Origin of the sequence: Streptomyces sp. NBC_01077 (assembly GCF_045162855.1) — a bacterium.
Classification (GTDB): domain Bacteria; phylum Actinomycetota; class Actinomycetes; order Streptomycetales; family Streptomycetaceae; genus Streptomyces.
In genome coordinates, this window is the sequence record NZ_CP108669.1 from 2872051 (window position 1) to 2889120 (window position 17070).

The 17070-nt window shown below is 72.5% G+C and carries 17 protein-coding genes; 8 read left to right on the forward strand and 9 right to left on the reverse strand.

Features of this window, described 5'->3' with window-relative positions; translation table 11 throughout:
- Window position 1: 1 nt before the first annotated feature.
- From OG462_RS12810 to OG462_RS12820, 3 genes are all read right to left on the reverse strand, one after another.
- The gene (locus tag OG462_RS12810) at window positions 2–580 is read right to left on the reverse strand and encodes a TerD family protein (RefSeq protein ID WP_030325289.1); all 579 of its coding nucleotides are present in this window, start codon (window positions 578–580) and stop codon (window positions 2–4) included.
- Window positions 581–733: 153 nt separating this feature from the next.
- Window positions 734–2869: an excinuclease ABC subunit UvrB gene (gene uvrB / locus OG462_RS12815; protein WP_406057433.1), complete on the reverse strand. Its 2136-nt coding sequence runs from the start codon at window positions 2867–2869 to the stop codon at window positions 734–736.
- A 62-nt stretch (window positions 2870–2931) separates the two neighbouring features.
- The gene (locus OG462_RS12820) at window positions 2932–3831 is read right to left on the reverse strand and encodes an MHYT domain-containing protein (protein WP_406057435.1); all 900 of its coding nucleotides are present in this window, start codon (window positions 3829–3831) and stop codon (window positions 2932–2934) included.
- A gap of 245 nt (window positions 3832–4076) precedes the next feature.
- Here OG462_RS12820 and OG462_RS12825 point away from each other — a divergent pair, with 245 nt between their 5' ends.
- Both OG462_RS12825 and OG462_RS12830 read left to right on the forward strand, forming a co-directional pair.
- On the forward strand, window positions 4077–4643 hold the full coding sequence (locus OG462_RS12825) for a methylated-DNA--[protein]-cysteine S-methyltransferase (RefSeq protein WP_406057437.1): 567 nt from the start codon (window positions 4077–4079) through the stop codon (window positions 4641–4643).
- 36 nt (window positions 4644–4679) lie between these two features.
- The gene (locus OG462_RS12830; RefSeq protein ID WP_406057438.1) at window positions 4680–5972 is read left to right on the forward strand and encodes an MFS transporter; all 1293 of its coding nucleotides are present in this window, start codon (window positions 4680–4682) and stop codon (window positions 5970–5972) included.
- A gap of 16 nt (window positions 5973–5988) precedes the next feature.
- Here the strand turns inward: OG462_RS12830 and OG462_RS12835 are convergent, their stop codons facing one another.
- The 4 genes from OG462_RS12835 to OG462_RS12850 all read right to left on the reverse strand — a co-directional run bounded on the left by OG462_RS12835 (window position 5989) and on the right by OG462_RS12850 (window position 10320).
- On the reverse strand, window positions 5989–6984 hold the full coding sequence (locus OG462_RS12835) for a TolB family protein (protein ID WP_406057440.1): 996 nt from the start codon (window positions 6982–6984) through the stop codon (window positions 5989–5991).
- 3 nt (window positions 6985–6987) lie between these two features.
- Window positions 6988–8295 (reverse strand): MFS transporter, encoded by a 1308-nt coding sequence (locus OG462_RS12840; RefSeq protein ID WP_406057441.1) that lies wholly within the window; start codon window positions 8293–8295, stop codon window positions 6988–6990.
- Window positions 8295–9635: a discoidin domain-containing protein gene (locus OG462_RS12845; RefSeq protein ID WP_406057443.1), complete on the reverse strand. Its 1341-nt coding sequence runs from the start codon at window positions 9633–9635 to the stop codon at window positions 8295–8297. The genes OG462_RS12840 and OG462_RS12845 overlap by 1 nt, the downstream gene beginning before the upstream one ends.
- Before the next feature lie 328 nt (window positions 9636–9963).
- Window positions 9964–10320, reverse strand: a complete 357-nt coding sequence (locus OG462_RS12850; RefSeq protein ID WP_073917086.1) for a cupin domain-containing protein — start codon at window positions 10318–10320, stop codon at window positions 9964–9966.
- A gap of 274 nt (window positions 10321–10594) precedes the next feature.
- On the opposite strand from OG462_RS12850, the gene OG462_RS12855 reads away from it, so the two are divergent.
- Together OG462_RS12855 and OG462_RS12860 are read left to right on the forward strand one after the other, a co-directional pair.
- Window positions 10595–11599: a pseudouridine-5'-phosphate glycosidase gene (locus OG462_RS12855; protein ID WP_406057446.1), complete on the forward strand. Its 1005-nt coding sequence runs from the start codon at window positions 10595–10597 to the stop codon at window positions 11597–11599.
- Window positions 11596–12510 (forward strand): carbohydrate kinase family protein, encoded by a 915-nt coding sequence (locus OG462_RS12860; RefSeq protein WP_406057448.1) that lies wholly within the window; start codon window positions 11596–11598, stop codon window positions 12508–12510. The genes OG462_RS12855 and OG462_RS12860 overlap by 4 nt, the downstream gene beginning before the upstream one ends.
- A gap of 71 nt (window positions 12511–12581) precedes the next feature.
- Here OG462_RS12860 and OG462_RS12865 read toward each other — a convergent pair whose 3' ends face one another.
- Window positions 12582–13217, reverse strand: coding sequence for a uridine kinase (locus OG462_RS12865; protein ID WP_406066511.1), 636 nt, complete (start codon window positions 13215–13217; stop codon window positions 12582–12584).
- An 84-nt stretch (window positions 13218–13301) separates the two neighbouring features.
- Here OG462_RS12865 and OG462_RS12870 point away from each other — a divergent pair, with 84 nt between their 5' ends.
- Window positions 13302–14099, forward strand: a complete 798-nt coding sequence (locus tag OG462_RS12870; protein ID WP_406057450.1) for an SDR family NAD(P)-dependent oxidoreductase — start codon at window positions 13302–13304, stop codon at window positions 14097–14099.
- A gap of 26 nt (window positions 14100–14125) precedes the next feature.
- Window positions 14126–14482 (forward strand): MerR family transcriptional regulator, encoded by a 357-nt coding sequence (locus tag OG462_RS12875; protein ID WP_406057452.1) that lies wholly within the window; start codon window positions 14126–14128, stop codon window positions 14480–14482.
- Window positions 14483–14576: 94 nt separating this feature from the next.
- Here the strand turns inward: OG462_RS12875 and OG462_RS12880 are convergent, their stop codons facing one another.
- On the reverse strand, window positions 14577–15218 hold the full coding sequence (locus OG462_RS12880) for a winged helix-turn-helix transcriptional regulator (RefSeq protein WP_406057454.1): 642 nt from the start codon (window positions 15216–15218) through the stop codon (window positions 14577–14579).
- A 91-nt stretch (window positions 15219–15309) separates the two neighbouring features.
- On the opposite strand from OG462_RS12880, the gene OG462_RS12885 reads away from it, so the two are divergent.
- Window positions 15310–16521 (forward strand): pyridoxal phosphate-dependent aminotransferase, encoded by a 1212-nt coding sequence (locus tag OG462_RS12885; protein WP_406057456.1) that lies wholly within the window; start codon window positions 15310–15312, stop codon window positions 16519–16521.
- A gap of 90 nt (window positions 16522–16611) precedes the next feature.
- Window positions 16612–17070: a hypothetical protein gene (locus tag OG462_RS12890; RefSeq protein WP_406057458.1), complete on the forward strand. Its 459-nt coding sequence runs from the start codon at window positions 16612–16614 to the stop codon at window positions 17068–17070.

The following is a 17070-nucleotide window of genomic DNA, read 5'->3' on the forward strand; positions in this document are numbered from 1 at the left end:
CCTACAGGTGCGGCAGGATCGCGGGCATCAGGTCCTGGAACGTACGGCCGTTGGCCGGGTTGCCCAGGGCGGTCATCTGCCAGCCGGAGCCGACCCGGTGCACCTTCGCCATGATCTGCGCGGTGTAGTTGCCGCCGCCGTCGAGGGTGTAGCGCGCGAGCTCCTGGCCGTTCGTCTCGTCGACGATCCGGCAGAACGCGTTCTGCACCTCCTGGAACGTCTGGCCGGTGAAGGAGTTCACCGTGAAGACGATCTGGTCGATGTGGACCGGGACCCGCTGGAGATCGACGAGGATCGCCTCGTCGTCCCCGCCCTGGCCCGCGCCGCCGACGAGGTTGTCGCCGGTGTGCTTGACCGAGCCGTCGTCGCTGACCAGGTGACGGAAGAAGACCACGTCGACCGGCTGCTTGTCCGCGAAGAGGACGGCCGAGGCGTCCAGGTCGATCTCCTGCGTGCGCTTGCCGAAGAGACCGCGGCGCGGTGCAGCCTGCCAGCCGAGGCCCATCCGCACCTGGCTGAGGCTGCCCCCGCCCTGCTTCTCCAGGCTGATGGCCTGACCCTTGGTCATGTTGACCGACACGCGTTTGCCCCTCTCGTTAGCGTTCCCCGCGCCCGCTGTTCCGGTGCGTGCGGTTGTCGAGCACCCTACGCAGCGCCACGGACACCGCGGAGGCGCGGTCCGGTTTTGTGTCGGTCTTGCAACACACCGGACCACCCGCCGGCCCGCGTCCGGTCAGGCGAGTCCCGCCTCCTTCATCTGGCGCAACTCCTTCTTCAGCTCTCCCACTTCGTCGCGGAGCCGGGCGGCCACCTCGAACTGCAGCTCGGCGGCGGCGGCGCCCATCCGGTCGGTCATCTCCTCGATGATCGCGGCCAGTTCGGTGGCGGGCCGGTCGCCGAGTTCGACTGTCGAACCGGCCCTGCCCTTGCCCTTGCCCTTGACACCGTGCGCGGCGAGCGAGGGAACGGGGGCCTTGGCGCCCTTGCCTTCCTTGCCCTGGCGGTAGCCGGAGCCGAGGAGTTCCTCGGTGTCGATCTCCTCGCGCGCGATGGTCGCGACGATGTCGTTGATCTTCTTGCGGAGCGGCTGCGGGTCGATGCCGTGCTCTGTGTTGTACGCGATCTGCTTCTCGCGGCGCCGGTTGGTCTCGTCGATGGCCTTCTCCATCGCCGGGGTGATCCGGTCCGCGTACATGTGGACCTGGCCCGAGACGTTTCGCGCGGCGCGGCCGATCGTCTGGATCAGGGACGTCCCGGAGCGCAGGAAGCCCTGCTTGTCGGCGTCGAGGATGGCGACGAGGGACACCTCGGGGAGGTCGAGGCCCTCGCGCAGGAGGTTGATGCCGACGAGGACGTCGTACTCACCGGCGCGCAGCTCGCGCAGCAGCTCGATCCGGCGCAGGGTGTCGACGTCGCTGTGCAGATAGCGCACCTGGATGCCGAGCTCCAGGAAGTAGTCGGTGAGGTCCTCGGCCATCTTCTTGGTGAGGGTGGTGACGAGGACCCGCTCGTCGCGCTCGGTGCGCAGCCTGATCTCGTGGACCAGGTCGTCGATCTGGCCCTCGGTGGGCTTGACGACGACCTCGGGGTCGACGAGCCCGGTGGGGCGGATGATCTGCTCGACGAAGCCGTCGCCGCGCGAGAGCTCGTACGTCCCGGGGGTCGCCGAGAGGTAGACGGTCTGCCCGATCCGCTCCTGGAACTCCTCCCACTTCAGCGGGCGGTTGTCGAGGGCGGACGGGAGCCGGAAGCCGTGGTCGACCAGGGTCCGCTTGCGGGAGGCGTCGCCCTCGTACATGGCGCCGATCTGCGGCACGGTGACGTGCGACTCGTCGATGACGAGCAGGAAGTCCTCGGGGAAGTAGTCGATGAGGGTGTTGGGCGCGGAGCCGGGGTCGCGTCCGTCGAAGTGCATCGAGTAGTTCTCGATGCCCGAGCAGGAGCCGATCTGGCGCATCATCTCGAGGTCGTACGTGGTCCGCATGCGCAGGCGCTGGGACTCCAGGTGCTTGCCCTGCTTGTCGAGCTCCGCGAGGCGGACCTCCAGCTCGCGCTCGATGTCGTTGACCGCGCGCTCCATGCGCTCGGGGCCCGCGACGTAGTGGCTGGCGGGGAACACGTACAGCTCGCGGTCCTCGCTGATGACCTCGCCGGTGAGCGGGTGGAGGGTGGAGAGGGCCTCGATCTCGTCGCCGAACATCTCGATGCGGACGGCGAGCTCCTCGTACACCGGGAAGATCTCGATGGTGTCGCCGCGGACGCGGAAGGTGCCGCGGGTGAACGCCAGGTCGTTGCGCGTGTACTGGATGTCGACGAAGCGGCGGAGCAGCTGGTCGCGGTCGAGCTCCTCGCCGACCTTGAGCGGGACCATCCGGTCCACGTACTCCTGGGGCGTGCCGAGGCCGTAGATGCAGGAGACGGAGGCGACGACGATGACGTCCCTGCGGGTGAGCAGGGAGTTCGTCGCGGAGTGGCGGAGCCGCTCCACCTCCTCGTTGATGGAGGAGTCCTTCTCGATGTACGTGTCCGACTGCGGCACGTACGCCTCGGGCTGGTAGTAGTCGTAGTACGAGACGAAGTACTCGACCGCGTTGTTCGGCAGGAGCTCGCGGAACTCGTTCGCCAGCTGGGCGGCCAGTGTCTTGTTCGGCGCCATCACCAGGGTGGGGCGCTGGAGCTTCTCGATCATCCACGCGGTGGTGGCGGACTTTCCGGTGCCGGTGGCACCGAGGAGCACGACGTCCTTCTCGCCCGCGCGGATACGCCGCTCCAGGTCGGCGATGGCCGTCGGCTGGTCGCCGCTGGGCTGGTAGGAGCTGACGACCTCGAAGGGCGCCACCGAACGTTCGATCTTGGAAACGGGCCGCATGCAACCACCGTACGACCCGGCACTGACAGTCGGGCGGTGATCGGCTCAGCGGTGGTCTTCCGTCACCAGTCCTGGGAGCGGTGGCCGGCCCGGGGGGCGGTCCTGCGGGCGCCGCGTCCGGCGGGCCGGGCCGTCCAGTTGGCGGGCTCGCCGTAGGACGGTACGTGGCGCGGGGCGGGCACGCCGGGGCGGTGCGGGGTACGGGCGGCGGGGCCCTGCCAGTCCGGGTCGCCCATCACCAGGAGCGGGTCGAACATGACGACGACGGCGGCGAGGATGAGGAAGACCGCCGGGCCGATCAGCATCGGCAGGAGCAGCGAGGTGGCGGTGGCGTCGGTGCCGGTGGCGGGCTCGGTGCCGTGCAGATGGACGCTGACCGCCGACATGGCGGTGTAGTGCATACCACTGACGGCGACACCCATCACCAGGCTCGCACCGAGACTGGCCAGAAATCCATGTACGGAGACGGCCGCCCAGAGGGCCGTCGTGGCGGCCACCACGGCGATGACCACGGACAGCGCGACGGTGAGCGTGTCGTACTCGATGCGCCCCTGGAGGCGCATCCCGGCCATGCCGAGGTAGTGCATGGTGGCGACGCCGAGGCCGGTGATGGTGCCGCCGGTGACCAGGGTGAGGGCGGTCGCGCCCCGGTATCCGACGATGAAGATGCCTATGCCGACCATGAGGACGGCGACGCCCAGGCTGGCGAAGGTGATGGGCAGGTCGTAGTTGATGGGCGCCTGCTGGACCGAGAAGCCCATCATGGCGATGAAGTGCATGGTCCAGATGCCGGTGCCGATCGAGGTGGCGCCGAGGGCGAGCCAGCCCGCCTTGAAGCTGTCGCGGTGGCGGAGCGATCTCGTCGTGCAGCGAAGGCCGAGGGCGCCGCCCAGGCACGCCATGAGAAAGGCCGCCACCGGAGTGACGAGCCCGTAGCTGAATCCGTCGACCGTGCCCTGCATGAGCGTGTGTCCTCCACCCCTGGTGCCACGTCGTCCGAAAACAGTCGGTACCGCTGGGTAGTACTACCGGGGCGAGATTATGGCGCGCCGGAGGCCACGCGACCACGCGACCGGGGAATTTCCGCTCGTGAGACCGGAGCGAGACCGGTTCGTGATCTTGCGCCCTCTTTCCGGGGCCTCTGTCACCGTCCGGGTGAGCGGCTTTCCCCGCCTCGCTGTCAGTGGCGGGTCGTACGGTGGGCGGCATGGACATCGAAGCGGGGCCGGAGGGCGGCGAGCGGGCCGTCCCGGTGGAGTGGACGGTCATGGAGTGCGCCATCGGGCCGCTCTTCCTCGCCGCGACCGAGCGGGGGCTCGTGCGGGTCGAGTTCCACGCCGACGCGGCGCGGCGGGACCGGATGCTCGACCGGCTGGCGGCGCAGCTCGGCGCGGAGCCGGTGGAGCGCGCCACGGGGCTGCTCGCGGGCGCGATACGTCGGCTCGACCGGTACTTCGCGGGCGAGCCGGGCGATGTCGACCTGCCTCTGGACTGGAGCCTGACGGCCGGGTTCAACCGGCAGGTGCTGCGCGAACTGGCGAGCGGTGTGCCGTACGGCACGGTCGTCGGGTACGGGGAGCTGGCCAGGCGCGTGGGGCAGCCGGGGGCCGCGCAGGCGGTCGGCGCCGCGATGGGCTCCAATCCGCTGCCGGTGGTGGTGCCGTGCCACCGCGTGGTGGAGAGCGACGGCGGCCTCGGCGGCTTCGGCGGCGGTCTGGAGACCAAGCGGCAGCTGCTGGCACTCGAGGGCGTGCTGCCCGCGCCGCTGTTCTGATTCCCATCAGGTGGGACGGCTGGCACACTCACGTAAGTGACCCACACCCCCGGCGCCCCTGACGCCACCCTGCCCGAGCACATACCCGCCCCCGTCACCGACGCCGAGCTGCCGACGCTGCGCCGGCGCGTCCAGGCCGTGCTCATCGCCACCCAGATCCTCGGGGGCCTCGGCATCGCCACCGGCGTCGCGCTCGCCGCCGTGCTGGCCAGGGACGTCAGCGGCTCCGAGGCGCTGTCCGGTCTCGCGTCGACGGCGACCGTGGCGGGGCCCGCGCTGCTCGCCATGCCGCTGGCCGCCCTGATGGCCTCGCGCGGGCGCCGGGCCGGACTCGTCCTCGCGTATCTCATCGGCGCGGTCGGCGCCGGGGTCGCGGTGCTCGGGGCGGTCACCGAGAGCTTCCCGCTGCTGCTCCTCGGGCTCGTCGGCTTCGGCGCCGGGTCCTCGGCCAATCTGGCGGCCCGCTTCGCCGCCGCCGACCTCGCCGAGCCGGACCGCAGGGCACGGGCCATCTCCACCGTGGTGTGGGCGACCACCATCGGCGCGGTGCTGGGCCCGAACATCGCCGCGCCGGCCGGGGAGAGCGTCGTGGGCCTGGGCATTCCGGCCACCGCGGGCCCCTTCGTCTGGGCCGCCGGAGTCTTCGTGATCGCGGCGGCCGTGGTGGCCCTGCTGCTGCGCCCGGATCCCCTCCTCACCGCCCGCGCGCTGAACTCGACCGGCGAGGGCGGGGCGGCGGAGGAACGGTCGCTGCGTGCCGGGATGCGGGCGGTACGGGACTCCCCGAAGGCCCGCCTCGCCGTGGTCACCGTCGCCGGCTCGCACACCGCGATGGTGTCGATCATGTCGATGACCCCGGTGGCGCTCACTCATCACGGTGCGGACATCCAGCTGATCGGGCTCGTCATCAGCGGGCACATCGCCGGCATGTACGCCTTCTCGCCCCTGATGGGCTGGCTCTCCGACCGGCTGGGGAGGCTGTCGGTGATCGGGCTCGCGGTCGGGCTGATCGGCGTGGCGGCGCTCGTCGCGGGCACGGCGGGGCCCAGCCACGGCCGGACCGCCCTCGGCCTGTTCATCCTCGGCCTGGGCTGGTCGGCGGGTCTGGTGTCCGGCTCGGCGCTGCTCACGGACTCGGTGCCGCAGGCTGCGCGGGCGGCGGTCCAGGGGCTCTCCGACTTCGTCATGAACACCGCCGCCGGCATCGGCGGCCTCGCGGCCGGGCTGATCGTCGCGCAGGCGGGCTACGGGCCGCTGAACGCGATCGCCGCCTGCCTCCTGCTGCCGATGGCGGCGCTCGCGATCCGCGGCTCACTCCGGAAGGCGTAAGCCTCCCTCGGGTCGGTCAGTGCGGCACCGCCGGGGAGGAGGCCCCGCGCGCCAGTTGCCGTGGGGTGCCCGTGCCGTCGGCCGGGACCGACCAGACCGCTCCCCCGTATCCGTACGCGAGGGTCTTCCGGTCCGTCCACAGCGCCTGGTCGTCGATGCCGCGCCGCTCGGCGACCGCGTGTTCGCGCCCGGTGCTCAGCTCGTACACGTACAGCCGCCACGGCTCGCTCGGGCCGTCGGAGACCCGCTTCTTGAAGGCGAGCCGGGTGCCGTCCGGGGAGAGCGACGGGCATTCGACGTTCTCCCGCAGGGTCTTGGCCGACCACTCGCTCATGTCGCCCTCGACGAGATGGGTGCGGCCGCCCGTGGAGACGGTGGCGTAGAAGCGGTTGTCGTCGGCGGCGAAGCTGACACCCCAGTAGTTGACGTCGGGGGCGTGGTAGCGCCGGCCGCCGAGGGTGAGGGGGATCTGCTCGATGTTCTTCACCAGATAGCCGGTGCGCAGATCGAGGATCGAGGTCCGGGTGGAGAAGGACGAGCGCGCGTAGGAGTCGCCGGTCGCGAACATCGTCCAGGTGAGCATGTTCCCCGAGGCCGAGACCCTGGCCCGGCTGGGGATGCCCGGCAGGCCGATCCGGCGCACCTCGCGCAGCCGCCGGTCGAGCACGAGGACGTACGAGCGGGCCGGGACGCCCGGCCTGCGCTGGAGACAGAGGGCGGTGGAGCCGGCCGCGTGGAAGCGGTCGCAGGAGGGGCCGCCCACCACCCGGCCGCCGGGCGCGGACGGATCCACGCGCGCGACGCGCCCGCTCGCGGTGTCACGGGCGTAGAGCGCGCCGGCGTCGCCGTCGAGCGTGAAGCCCGGGTCGGCGGTCCCGGTGGCCGCGGCCTCGCGGCCCGAGGCCGCCCGCAGGGTGTAGGCGGTGGCACCGCCTCCGAGCAGCAGAAGGGCGAGTACGAGGATCCACACGCGCGTACGGGTGGACGGGCGGGCGCCGGTCGGGGCGGACATGGGTCAGTCGGTCCTCTCGGAGGGCTCGGGGACGGCACGCTCGGAGGGCTTCGGAGCGCCGTGCGTCGAAGGTGTGGTGGGCAGCAGTCGCGCGGCGCAGCACAAGGCCGCCGTGAGGGCGAGCAGCGCCGCGACGAGCGCGGTCTCCGGCCCGCTCGCGGTCCAGACGGCACCGAACGCGACGGCGGCGCCGAGCCTGGCCAGCGCCTGCGCGGTCTGGACGACGGCGAGGCCGCTCGCCTGCCGGCCCTCGGTCAGGAAGGGGCCGGCCAGGGCCATCAGGACGCCGTCGGTGGCGGCGTAGAAGACCCCGAGCAGGAGGAGGACGCCGAGGAGGACCACGGCGTCGGGCAGCGGGGCGAGGAGCAGTCCGTAGGCGAGGAGCAGGGCGCCGTGCCCGTACAGGAGCGGTCCCCGCCGCCCGATCCGGTCGGCGAGCCGTCCGGCGGGGACGGCGAGCAGCAGATAGACGCCGGCCGCACCGAGCGGCAGGAACGGGAACCAGGTCGCGTCGAACGCGAGCCGCCGCTGGAGCAGCAGATAGAGGAAGGCGTCGCCGACGGTGGCGGCGCCGAGGATTCCGGCGCAGAGGACGATCCGCCGGTACGCGGGCGAGCGCAGCCCGGCGAGAAGCCCGTCACGCGCGCGTGGCGGGGCCGGAGCGGTGCGTGTCTCCCGGTCGGCACGGGCTCGCCCGGGGACGAGAAGCACCCACAGCAGGACGCCGAACACGCCGACGCAGAAGCTGACGGCGAAGACCGCGTCGTACGCGTCGGCCGTCCCCCACAGCAGCGCGAACGCGGCCAGGGGTCCGAGGAGGGCGCCGGTGGTGTCCATGGCGCGGTGCGTGCCGAAGGCGCGGCCCAGGTCCTCGGGCGGGCTGTGGAGCGTGATGAGGGCGTCGCGCGGCGCCGTGCGGACGCCCTTGCCGAGCCGGTCGGCGGCGAGCGCGGTCGCGATCCAGCCGGTCGCGCCGCCCGCGAGGAGGAGGCCGAGCCGGGAGCAGGCGGACAGGGCGTAGCCGAGCCCGCCGACCTGTTTGTGGCGGCCGCCGCGGTCGGCGGTGGCGCCGCCGAGGAGCCGTACGAGCGCGGTGGCGCCGGTCGAGAGGCCGTCGAGCAGCCCGAACTGGAGCGGGGAGAGACCGAGTCCGAGGACCAGGTAGAGCGGCAGGACGGCGGTCACCATCTCCGAGGAGATGTCGGTGACCAGGCTGACCGCGCCGAGGGCGAGGACGGTGCCGGGGACGCGCCGCCGGACCCCCGAGGGGGCGGGCGGCGCGTCGCGGCGACCGGTGGTCGCGAGGTACATCAGTGGCAGGTGTAGGTCGGGCCGGAGTCCTTCACCTGGTTGTCGGTGCCGACGTACTGCCAGGTGTAGGTGGTGTCGGTGAGGTCCAGCTTCAGGACGCCGTACGGACCGCTGATCCGCTTCTGGCTGTTGGGCTGGACCGTCTCGATGTCGTAGGGCTCGGCGCCGCCCATGCCGCCGACGATCTCGACGATGCCGTCGGCGGTGGCACGCCCGTTGGGGTCCTGCGGGGCGAAGCGCTCGTAGTGGTGGTCGTGTCCGTTGAGCACCAGGTCGGCCTTGGCGTTGTAGAGGATCTGCCAGACGGGCTTGGACACCGGGTCGTTGCCGTGTCCGCCGGAGGAGTACAGCGGGTGGTGGAAGTAGGCGGCGACGCAGCCCTTGCTGTTCCGCGCGAGGTCGTCCTTGAGCCACTGGATCTGCGCGGCGTCGTCGAAGGAGTTGGAGTCGAGGGCGACGAAGTGCCAGTTGCCCTGGTCGTAGCTGTAGTAGGACTTGCCCTGCGGGTAGGCGATCGAGCCGAAGTACGCCTTGTAGCCGGCGAGCGGGCCTGCCGGGTCGTAGGTCTCGTGGTTGCCGGGCACGGGGCGGGTCTTCGCCTTGAACGCGCCCCAGGACTTGTCGTAGTAGTTGCGGAAGTCGGAGAGCAGGGCGTCGTCGTACTGGTTGTCACCCATCGTCAGGTAGAAGGACGGCGCGATCCGCTGGGCCAGCGCTGCCGTCTTGGGGTGAGCGCACGAGCTGCTGGAGGCCGTGCACTGGGCGGCGATGTCGCCGGCCGCGACGACGGTGAAGGAGCCGGCGGGCGGCTCCGTGGTGCCGGTGGTGCCGTAGACCTCCACCGTGAAGAGCGAGTAGCCGTACGTGGTGCCGCGGGCGGTCCCGTACACGCGGAGGTAGCGGCCCTGGCCGGTGAGTCCGGTCCAGTCGTCCGTGGCGCCGTTCCCCGCCGTCTCGTCGGCGAGACGGGTCCAGGTGGTGCCGTCGGTGGAGATCTCGACGCGGTAGGCCTTGGCGTACGCGGCCTCCCAGACGAGCTTGACGCGGGAGACGGTGGCCGAGGGGCCGAGGTCGACCCGGATCCACTGGGGGTCGACGCCTTCGGCGCTGGCCCAGCGGGTGGTGGAGACGCCGTCGAAGGCCTTCTCCGGGCCGAAGGTGCTGTCCTCGACGGAGGAGGACGTGGCCGGCCGGCCCTGGGAGATGAGGACGTCGGCAGCGGCTCCGGCCCGGTCCGGGAGGGCGAGCAGGAGCCCGCCGACGAGCAGCAGCACGGCGGCGAGGACGAAGGGGAGAGGGGTGGTGGTGCGGCGAGGTGGGGCGGAGGCGTTCAGGCGCATACCTGGGCTCCCTGGCCTGTGGGGTCGGCGAGAGCTGGACACCGGTGCGGCGCACCACGCGCCGGCCGCGCGGGAGCGGGCCGGGGCGCCCGTGCCGTGGGGTACGGACACGGGCGACCGGCCGGGTGGCGATTCGGGGCGCCACACGGCGGGGTGGTGCTCGGCGGCCGGGTCAGAGCTCTCGCTGAGCGCGTCACGTCCCTTGGGGTGGGGCGCCGCGCCGAGCCGCTGCCGGGGATGCTAGCCGATAGGAAGGTTTCCTACCAGACCTTCAACCGCCCATGGATCTCATGGACTTGGCCTGCCTCCTCGGGTGACTCCGGGGACCTCAGAGACTGATGTGGTACGCCTTGCGCAGGGTCTCGTGCACGGTCCAGGTCGTCCGGTCGCCCTCGCGCAGCACGCAGGCGTCGCCGGGCCCGATCTCCAGGGTGTCGCCGCCCTCGACGGCGACGGTCGCCCGGCCGGAGACCACCACGAAGAGCTCGTTGGCCTCGGTGTCGGTGACGACGCCGGGCGTGATCTGCCAGATACCGCGCAGCTGCTTGCCGTCGGCCGACTCCCACAGCACCTTGCCCGTCACCTCGGGCGTGCCGGAGACGATCTGGGCGGGGTCGAGCGGCTCCGCCTCGAGCTCGGCGTCGGGGATGTGCACGGCGAAGGAGGGCTGGTCATGTGTCGTCATGGGCGGTGACTGTAGCCGGGGCCCAGAGCCACGCCGAGGCCGGGACCGGATGGACGGAAGCCCTCCGCTTCGCCTCCCACCAGGCGCGATGCCCGGATCCCGGCGCGACGACGAAATCCGCACGGCCCCTTCGCCGCAGCGCCGGACGGGTGGCGCGGCCGGCTCGGACGACCGCGCCGGGCACCCCGTGACGGAATCCGCAGGCATCCCCCACCGTGTGGCCGGAGCTCGCCGACGAGGTTTGCGAGGCCCGTGGTCGCGCCAGGAATGGGACATGTCCACACAGGTGTCCGAAGAGGTACGCGAGGCGCTCCACGAGGGGCGTCCCGTCGTCGCGCTGGAATCGACGATCATCGCCCACGGCCTGCCGCGCCCGCGCAACCTGGCCGTGGCGCTGGAGCTGGAGGAGCTGGTACGGGTCGGGGGCGCCGTCCCCGCCACCATCGCCGTGGTCGACGGCACGGCCAGGGTCGGCCTGGACCGGGCGGCCCTGACCCGCATCGCCGAGGACCCGGCGGTACGGAAGCTGGGGCACCGCGACCTCGCCCCCGCCCTGGCGACCGGCGTGACCGGGGCGACGACGGTCTCGGCGACTGCCTGGCTCGCGGACGCGGCCGGGATACGGGTCTTCGCGACCGGCGGCCTCGGAGGTGTGCACCGCGAGTGGACCGATACGCAGGACGAGTCCGCCGACCTGCGGCTGCTCGCCCGGGTCGGCATCACCGTCGTGTGCGCCGGGGTCAAGTCGATCCTCGACGTGCCCGCGACGCTCCAGCGCCTGGAGACGCTGGGGGTGACGGTCGTCGGGTACGGCACGGAGCACTTCCCCGGCTTCTATCTCGCCTCCTCGGGCGAGCCTGTCGACTGGAACCTGCGGACCCCGGAGGAGGTGGCCGGGGTGATACGGGCCCAGGACCGGCTCGGCGGGCCGCGGGCGGCGCTGATCGTGGCCAACCCGGTGCCGCCGGCCGAGCAGTTGGATCCCGCGCTGCACGACCGGGTGCTCGCGGGCGGCCTGGCGGCGGCGAAGGAGAAGGGGATCACCGGGCAGGCGGTGACGCCGTTCCTCCTCGAATATCTGACGGTGCACACGGAAGGGGCGTCCCTGGAGGCCAACCTGGCGGCGGTACGGGGCAATGTGCGGCTCGCGGCGAGCATCGCGGGAGCGTACGGCGCGGGGACGACGCCCGGTAGCGAGCCTGCGCGGGGCTCCGGGTCTGCGCCCGGTACCGAGCCTGCGCGGGACTCCGGGTCTGTGCCCGGTGCGGGCCGCCGGTGAACCCGGCGGCGGGTGCGCTGCTCGTCGTCGGGGACGTGGTCACGGACGTCGTCGCCCGGCACCGGACCCCGCTGGCCCCCGCGACGGACACGGCGGCGGAGATCCGGACCCTGCCGGGCGGCGCCGGGGCCAACGCGGCCTGCTGGGCGGTGCGTTCCGGATGCCACGACGTACGGCTCCTTGGCCGGGTGGGGACGGACGCGGCCGCCTGGCACGACCGGGCGCTGCGGCACGCGGGCGTACGCCCCTTGCTCGTCCCGGACGCGGACGCGGCGACGGCCACCGTGATCGCACTCGTGGACTCCTCGGCGGAGCGCACCTTCCTGACCGACAGCGGCGCGGCCCTGCGCCTGTCCCCCGGCGACTGGTCGGCCGGCCTGCTCGACGGCGTGGCCCGGCTGCATCTCTCCGGCTACCTGTTCTTCGCCGCGCCGAGCCGCGAGACCGCCAGGCGGGCGCTGCGGGACGCACGGGACGCGGGGGTCCCGGTGAGCGTGGACCCGGCCTCGGCGGGGTTCCTCGCGGAGCTGGGGGTGGACGGGTTCCTGGCGGCGGCGGACGGCGCCGAGATCCTGTTGCCCAACGTCGACGAGGCCCGGACGCTCACCGGCCGGGACGCACCGGAGGTGGCGGCTGTCGAGTTGAGCCGCCGCTTCCCCCTCGTCGTGGTCACCCTCGGTGCGGCGGGCGCGCTTGTCGCCGAGGACGGCGCGGTCACCGCGCGGGTGTCGGCGCCTCCGGTGCGGCCGGTGGACTCCACGGGCGCGGGGGACGCGTTCACGGGCGCGTTCCTGGCGGCCCGGCTCGCGGGCGCCGACCCGGCGAAGGCCGCCGAGGCCGGCTGCCGCGCGGGCGCGGAGGCGGTCACGGTGGTGGGCGGCAGACCTCCGGACGGGGTGCTGGGCGACTGACGGAGGGGGCGGAGGCGGGAGTCGGAGGGGCGGGGGCAGGAGGCGAGGGGCGGATCCAGGAGGGCCCCCGACTACTCGCCGAGCCCCGTCCAGGCCGGGTGGCGCGGGTCGTCCGCACGGACGACGACGTCCGCGGACGCGCCGGGCTCGACCTCCGTCTCGTACCGGGCGAAGGCAGGCAGGGTCCAGGCCTCCTCGGTGCGCCGGGCGAGTGCGGCGGGCGAGAGCCGCAGGTGCACGCTGAGGTCGAAGGGGAACCAGTGGCCGAGCAGGAAGGGCCCGTGCAGCACGAGCACCCCGCCGGGCGGCAGCGTCACGTACGGGCTGCGGGTCGCGCGGTCCTTCACCGGGTCCCACAGATCGGGCAGCACGCGCCCGGTGCCGCCGGGCTCCAGCGGCCCGAAGACCTCCCGCCACAGCGCCCCGGTGTCGGTCCATCCGCCGTAGTACGCGTCCGGGTCCTGCTTCCCGTACTCGTACCGCAGCGAGGCGGGCCGCAGGAAGCCGCCGGTCCCCACGACGTGGACGGAGCGCCCGCGCGTCCGCAACGCCTCGGCGAGCAGCTCGGCGAGCTCGTCCCCGGGGGCGGCGGGCGGTCCGTCGATGCCGACCTTGAGCCATGTGCCACCCGCCGTCGGTGCCGAGGCGTCGAGGTGCCCGGCGAGCGTCTCCGCCAGCCGTTCCCAGGTGATCGCCTCGTATCGCATCCCGCTCGTCCCACTCACTCCACCCATCCTGCCCGCAGGTGGGCTTGACCTTGTCACTGGCGTCACTGTTCGACCATCGGATTCATGGACACCACCGCACCCACCGCAGCCGCCTCACCCACCACCCTCACGACGCCCACGACGCCCACCAGGGTCGTTGTCGTCACCGGTGCCGGCACCGGCATCGGCCGGGCCACCGCCCGCGCCTTCGCCCGGCAGGGAGCGACGGTCGTCGCCGTCGGCCGCAGGACGGAGCCGCTGCGGGAGACCGCCGAGGGGCATCCGGGGATTCAGCCGTTCGTCGCCGACGTCACGGCGGAGGGCGCGGCCGAGGAGATCGTCCGCGCCGCGGTGACCGGCCACGGCCGCCTCGATGTGCTCGTCAACAACGCCGGGATCTCCGCCGGCGGCCCGCTCGGCACCCTCGACCGCTCCGTGATCGCTCCGCTCCTGGAGACCAATCTCGTCGCCCCGGTCCTGCTCACCCAGGCCGCCGTCCCGGCGCTGCGGGAGTCGCGGGGCGTCGTGGTGAACGTGACGACGACCATCGGCCAGCGAGGCTGGCCGGCCAACTCCGTCTATCCGGCGACCAAGAGCGCCCTGGAGACCCTGACCCGCTGCTGGGCTGTGGAGCTCGCGCCCGACGGCGTACGGGTGGTGGCGGTCGCCCCCGGCGCGATCGAGACCCCGATCGCGGACCACATGGGCCTCTCCCCCGAGCAGCTGAAGGCCTTGCGGGCGTGGCAGCTCGCGCACACCCCGCTGGGCCGGATCGGCCGGCCGGAGGAGGTCGCCTGGGCCATCACCTCGCTCGCGGCGCCGGACGCGTCCTTCCTGACCGGCACCGTCCTGCCCGTCGACGGGGGTGCGCTGGTCGCGTGATACCACTGGGCGGGGAGGTGGCGCCCTTGCGCATCGGTGAACTGGCCCGGCGGACCGGGGTGTCTCCGCGCGCGCTGCGCCATTACGAGACCGCGGAACTGATCGCGTCGACCCGCGCGGCCAACGGATACCGGCTGTACGGAGAGGACGCCGTCACGCGCGTGTCGAACATCCGGTACCTGCTGGACGCGGGACTGACCCTGGACGACGTGTCCGCGTTCCGTTCCTGCCTGGACGGCGACATGCCCTCGGTCCCGCCGTCCGCCCGCGGCCTGGAGATCGCCCGCGAGCGGCTGGCCGTACTCGACGCGCGCATCGCGGCGCAGACCGAGGCCCGGGACCGGCTGGCACGAAGCCTGGGCGCGGGTTCCGTCCCGAACTGACCGGCAGAGGCGCCCCGACGGGAATCCGCAGACGGAAATCCGCTCACCCGCCTACGGCGAGCCGCTCGGTCCCGCTCGGTCCTGCTAAGTCCCGCTACGACTGGGCAGCCCGCACGGGCCGTTCGAGAACCGCGCGCCCCGCCTCGACGGCCTCGGCGAGCGTCACTTCCCCGCCCGCGAGGGCCCGGCAGGTCGCCGTGTCGGTCCTCAGCCGGGCGTCGGCCGTGTCCGCCGTACCGGCGCCGTACACCCCGTCGCCGTACGACACGGCTCCGTCGCCCCCGACCCGCACGAAGAACTCGCCCTCGTCCAGGGTCACCTGGATGACGCCCTCGCCCAGCTCGGCGAGTGCCCCGAGGAGCGGGATCGCGTACCAGTGCGCACGGACGGCATCGGTGGGCCGCGGTTCACCCAGGTCGGGTGCCCCCCAGGCGGCGAGGGTGCGCAGCACGGGCAGCAGGTCACGGCCGCGCGGGGTGAGCTCGTACACGAACGCCGAGGCGGGCGGCGGCAGTCGGCGGCGGGTGACCAGCTCGGCGCCCTCCATGTCCTTGAGGCGGCCGGCGAGCATGTCGGTGCTGACGCCCGGGAGGTCGGCGTGGAGGTCGGTGTAGCGGCGCGGCCCGGCGAGGAGTTCGCGGACGACGAGCAGGGTCCAGCGGTCGCCGACGAGGTCGAGGGCGCGCGCGGCGGCGCAGTGCTGGTCGTAGCTGCGGCGGCGTGGCTGACGTGGCATGCGACGCAGTCTAGACATGTTGTTGGACTTTCCAAGCTCGAACTTGGTAAAACCAAGCAACACTGATTCCGGGGACTTGGGGAGGTCGGACATGGAGTTCCGGCAGTCGAGCAAGCTGAGCGAGGTCTGTTACGAGATCCGGGGCCCGGTCATCGAACACGCCAACGCGCTGGAGGAGGCGGGCCACAGCGTCCTGCGCCTCAACACCGGCAATCCGGCGCTCTTCGGCTTCGAGGCGCCCGAGGAGATCGTCCAGGACATGATCCGGATGCTCCCCAAGGCCCATGGATACACCGACTCGCGCGGCATCCTCTCCGCCCGGCGCGCGGTTGCCCAGCGCTGTCAGTCCATGGGCCTGCCGGACGTGGACGTCGACGACATCTTCCTCGGCAACGGCGTGTCCGAGCTGATCTCGATGGCCGTCCAGGCCCTCCTGGAGGACGGTGACGAGGTCCTCGTACCCGCCCCGGACTACCCGCTGTGGACGGCGGTGATCACGCTCGCGGGCGGCAAGCCCGTGCACTACCTGTGCGACGAGTCCGCCGACTGGTATCCGGACCTCGACGACATGGCCTCGAAGATCACCGACCGCACCAGGGCCATCGTCGTCATCAATCCGAACAACCCCACGGGCGCCGTCTACCCGAAGGAGGTCCTGGAGGGCATCTTCGAAGTCGCCCGGCGCCACGGTCTGCTGGTCTTCGCCGACGAGATCTACGACCAGATCGTCTACGACGAGGCCGTCCACCACCCGGCCGCCTCGCTCGCCCCCGACCTGATCGTCCTCACCTTCGGCGGGCTCTCCAAGACGTACCGGGTGGCGGGCTTCCGCTCCGGCTGGCTGGTCGTCACCGGCCCGAAGCAGCACGCCAGGAACTATCTGGAGGGCCTCACCATGCTGGCCTCCATGCGGCTCTGCCCCAACGCCCCCGCCCAGTACGCCATCCAGGCCGCGCTCGGCGGCCGGCAGTCGATCCACGAGCTGACCGCCCCCGGCGGCCGACTGCGCGAACAGCGCGACCGGGCCTGGGAGAAGCTCAACGAGATCCCGGGCGTCTCCTGTGTGAAGCCGAAGGGGGCGCTGTACGCCTTCCCGCGCCTCGACCCCGCCGTGCACAAGATCCACGACGACGAGAAGTTCGTCCTCGACCTGCTCCTGCGCGAGAAGATCCAGGTCGTCCAGGGAACCGGCTTCAACTGGCCCCGCCCGGACCACTTCCGCATCCTGACCCTGCCGTACGCCGACGACCTCGACGCCGCGATCAGCCGCATCGGCCGCTTCCTGAGCGGCTACCGGCAGTGACGCGCCACCCTCCCGACTGTCATGATCTGAGGGCCTGAAGATCCTTCGGGCCGACGGACAGGACAGCGGTACAGGAGGGGGCGGCCCGTCATGGATGTGGCGCTGATAGCGGTGGCGGGGACCCTGTTGGGCGTCATCGCCACGCACTGGTTCCAGGGGCGGGCCACCGAGCGCAACGCCTCGCTGACCCGGACCGAACAGCTCCGCCAGGAGCGGATCTCGACCTACAGCGCCTACGCGGGCGCGGTCGTCGACTACCGGCACAGTCAGAACGACCGCTGGTTCCGGGCCGCCGAGGAGCCGGGCTCGGAGGAGGCGGAGGAGTCCCGCCACGCGTCCTACCGGCAGCGGACCGCCGCCCGGCAGGCCCTCTTCCGCGTGCAGCTGGTGTGCGACGACCCGCAGGTCCGACGGCTGGCCGAGGCCGCCTTCGAGCAGACCCACTGCATGCACGAGGCGGAGGGAGAGTCCGAGCGCGCCCGCCGCTCGGCGGAGGCGAAGGAGGCGCTCGCCGACTTCATCGCCGCCGCCGCGCCCGGCGTGCGCTGA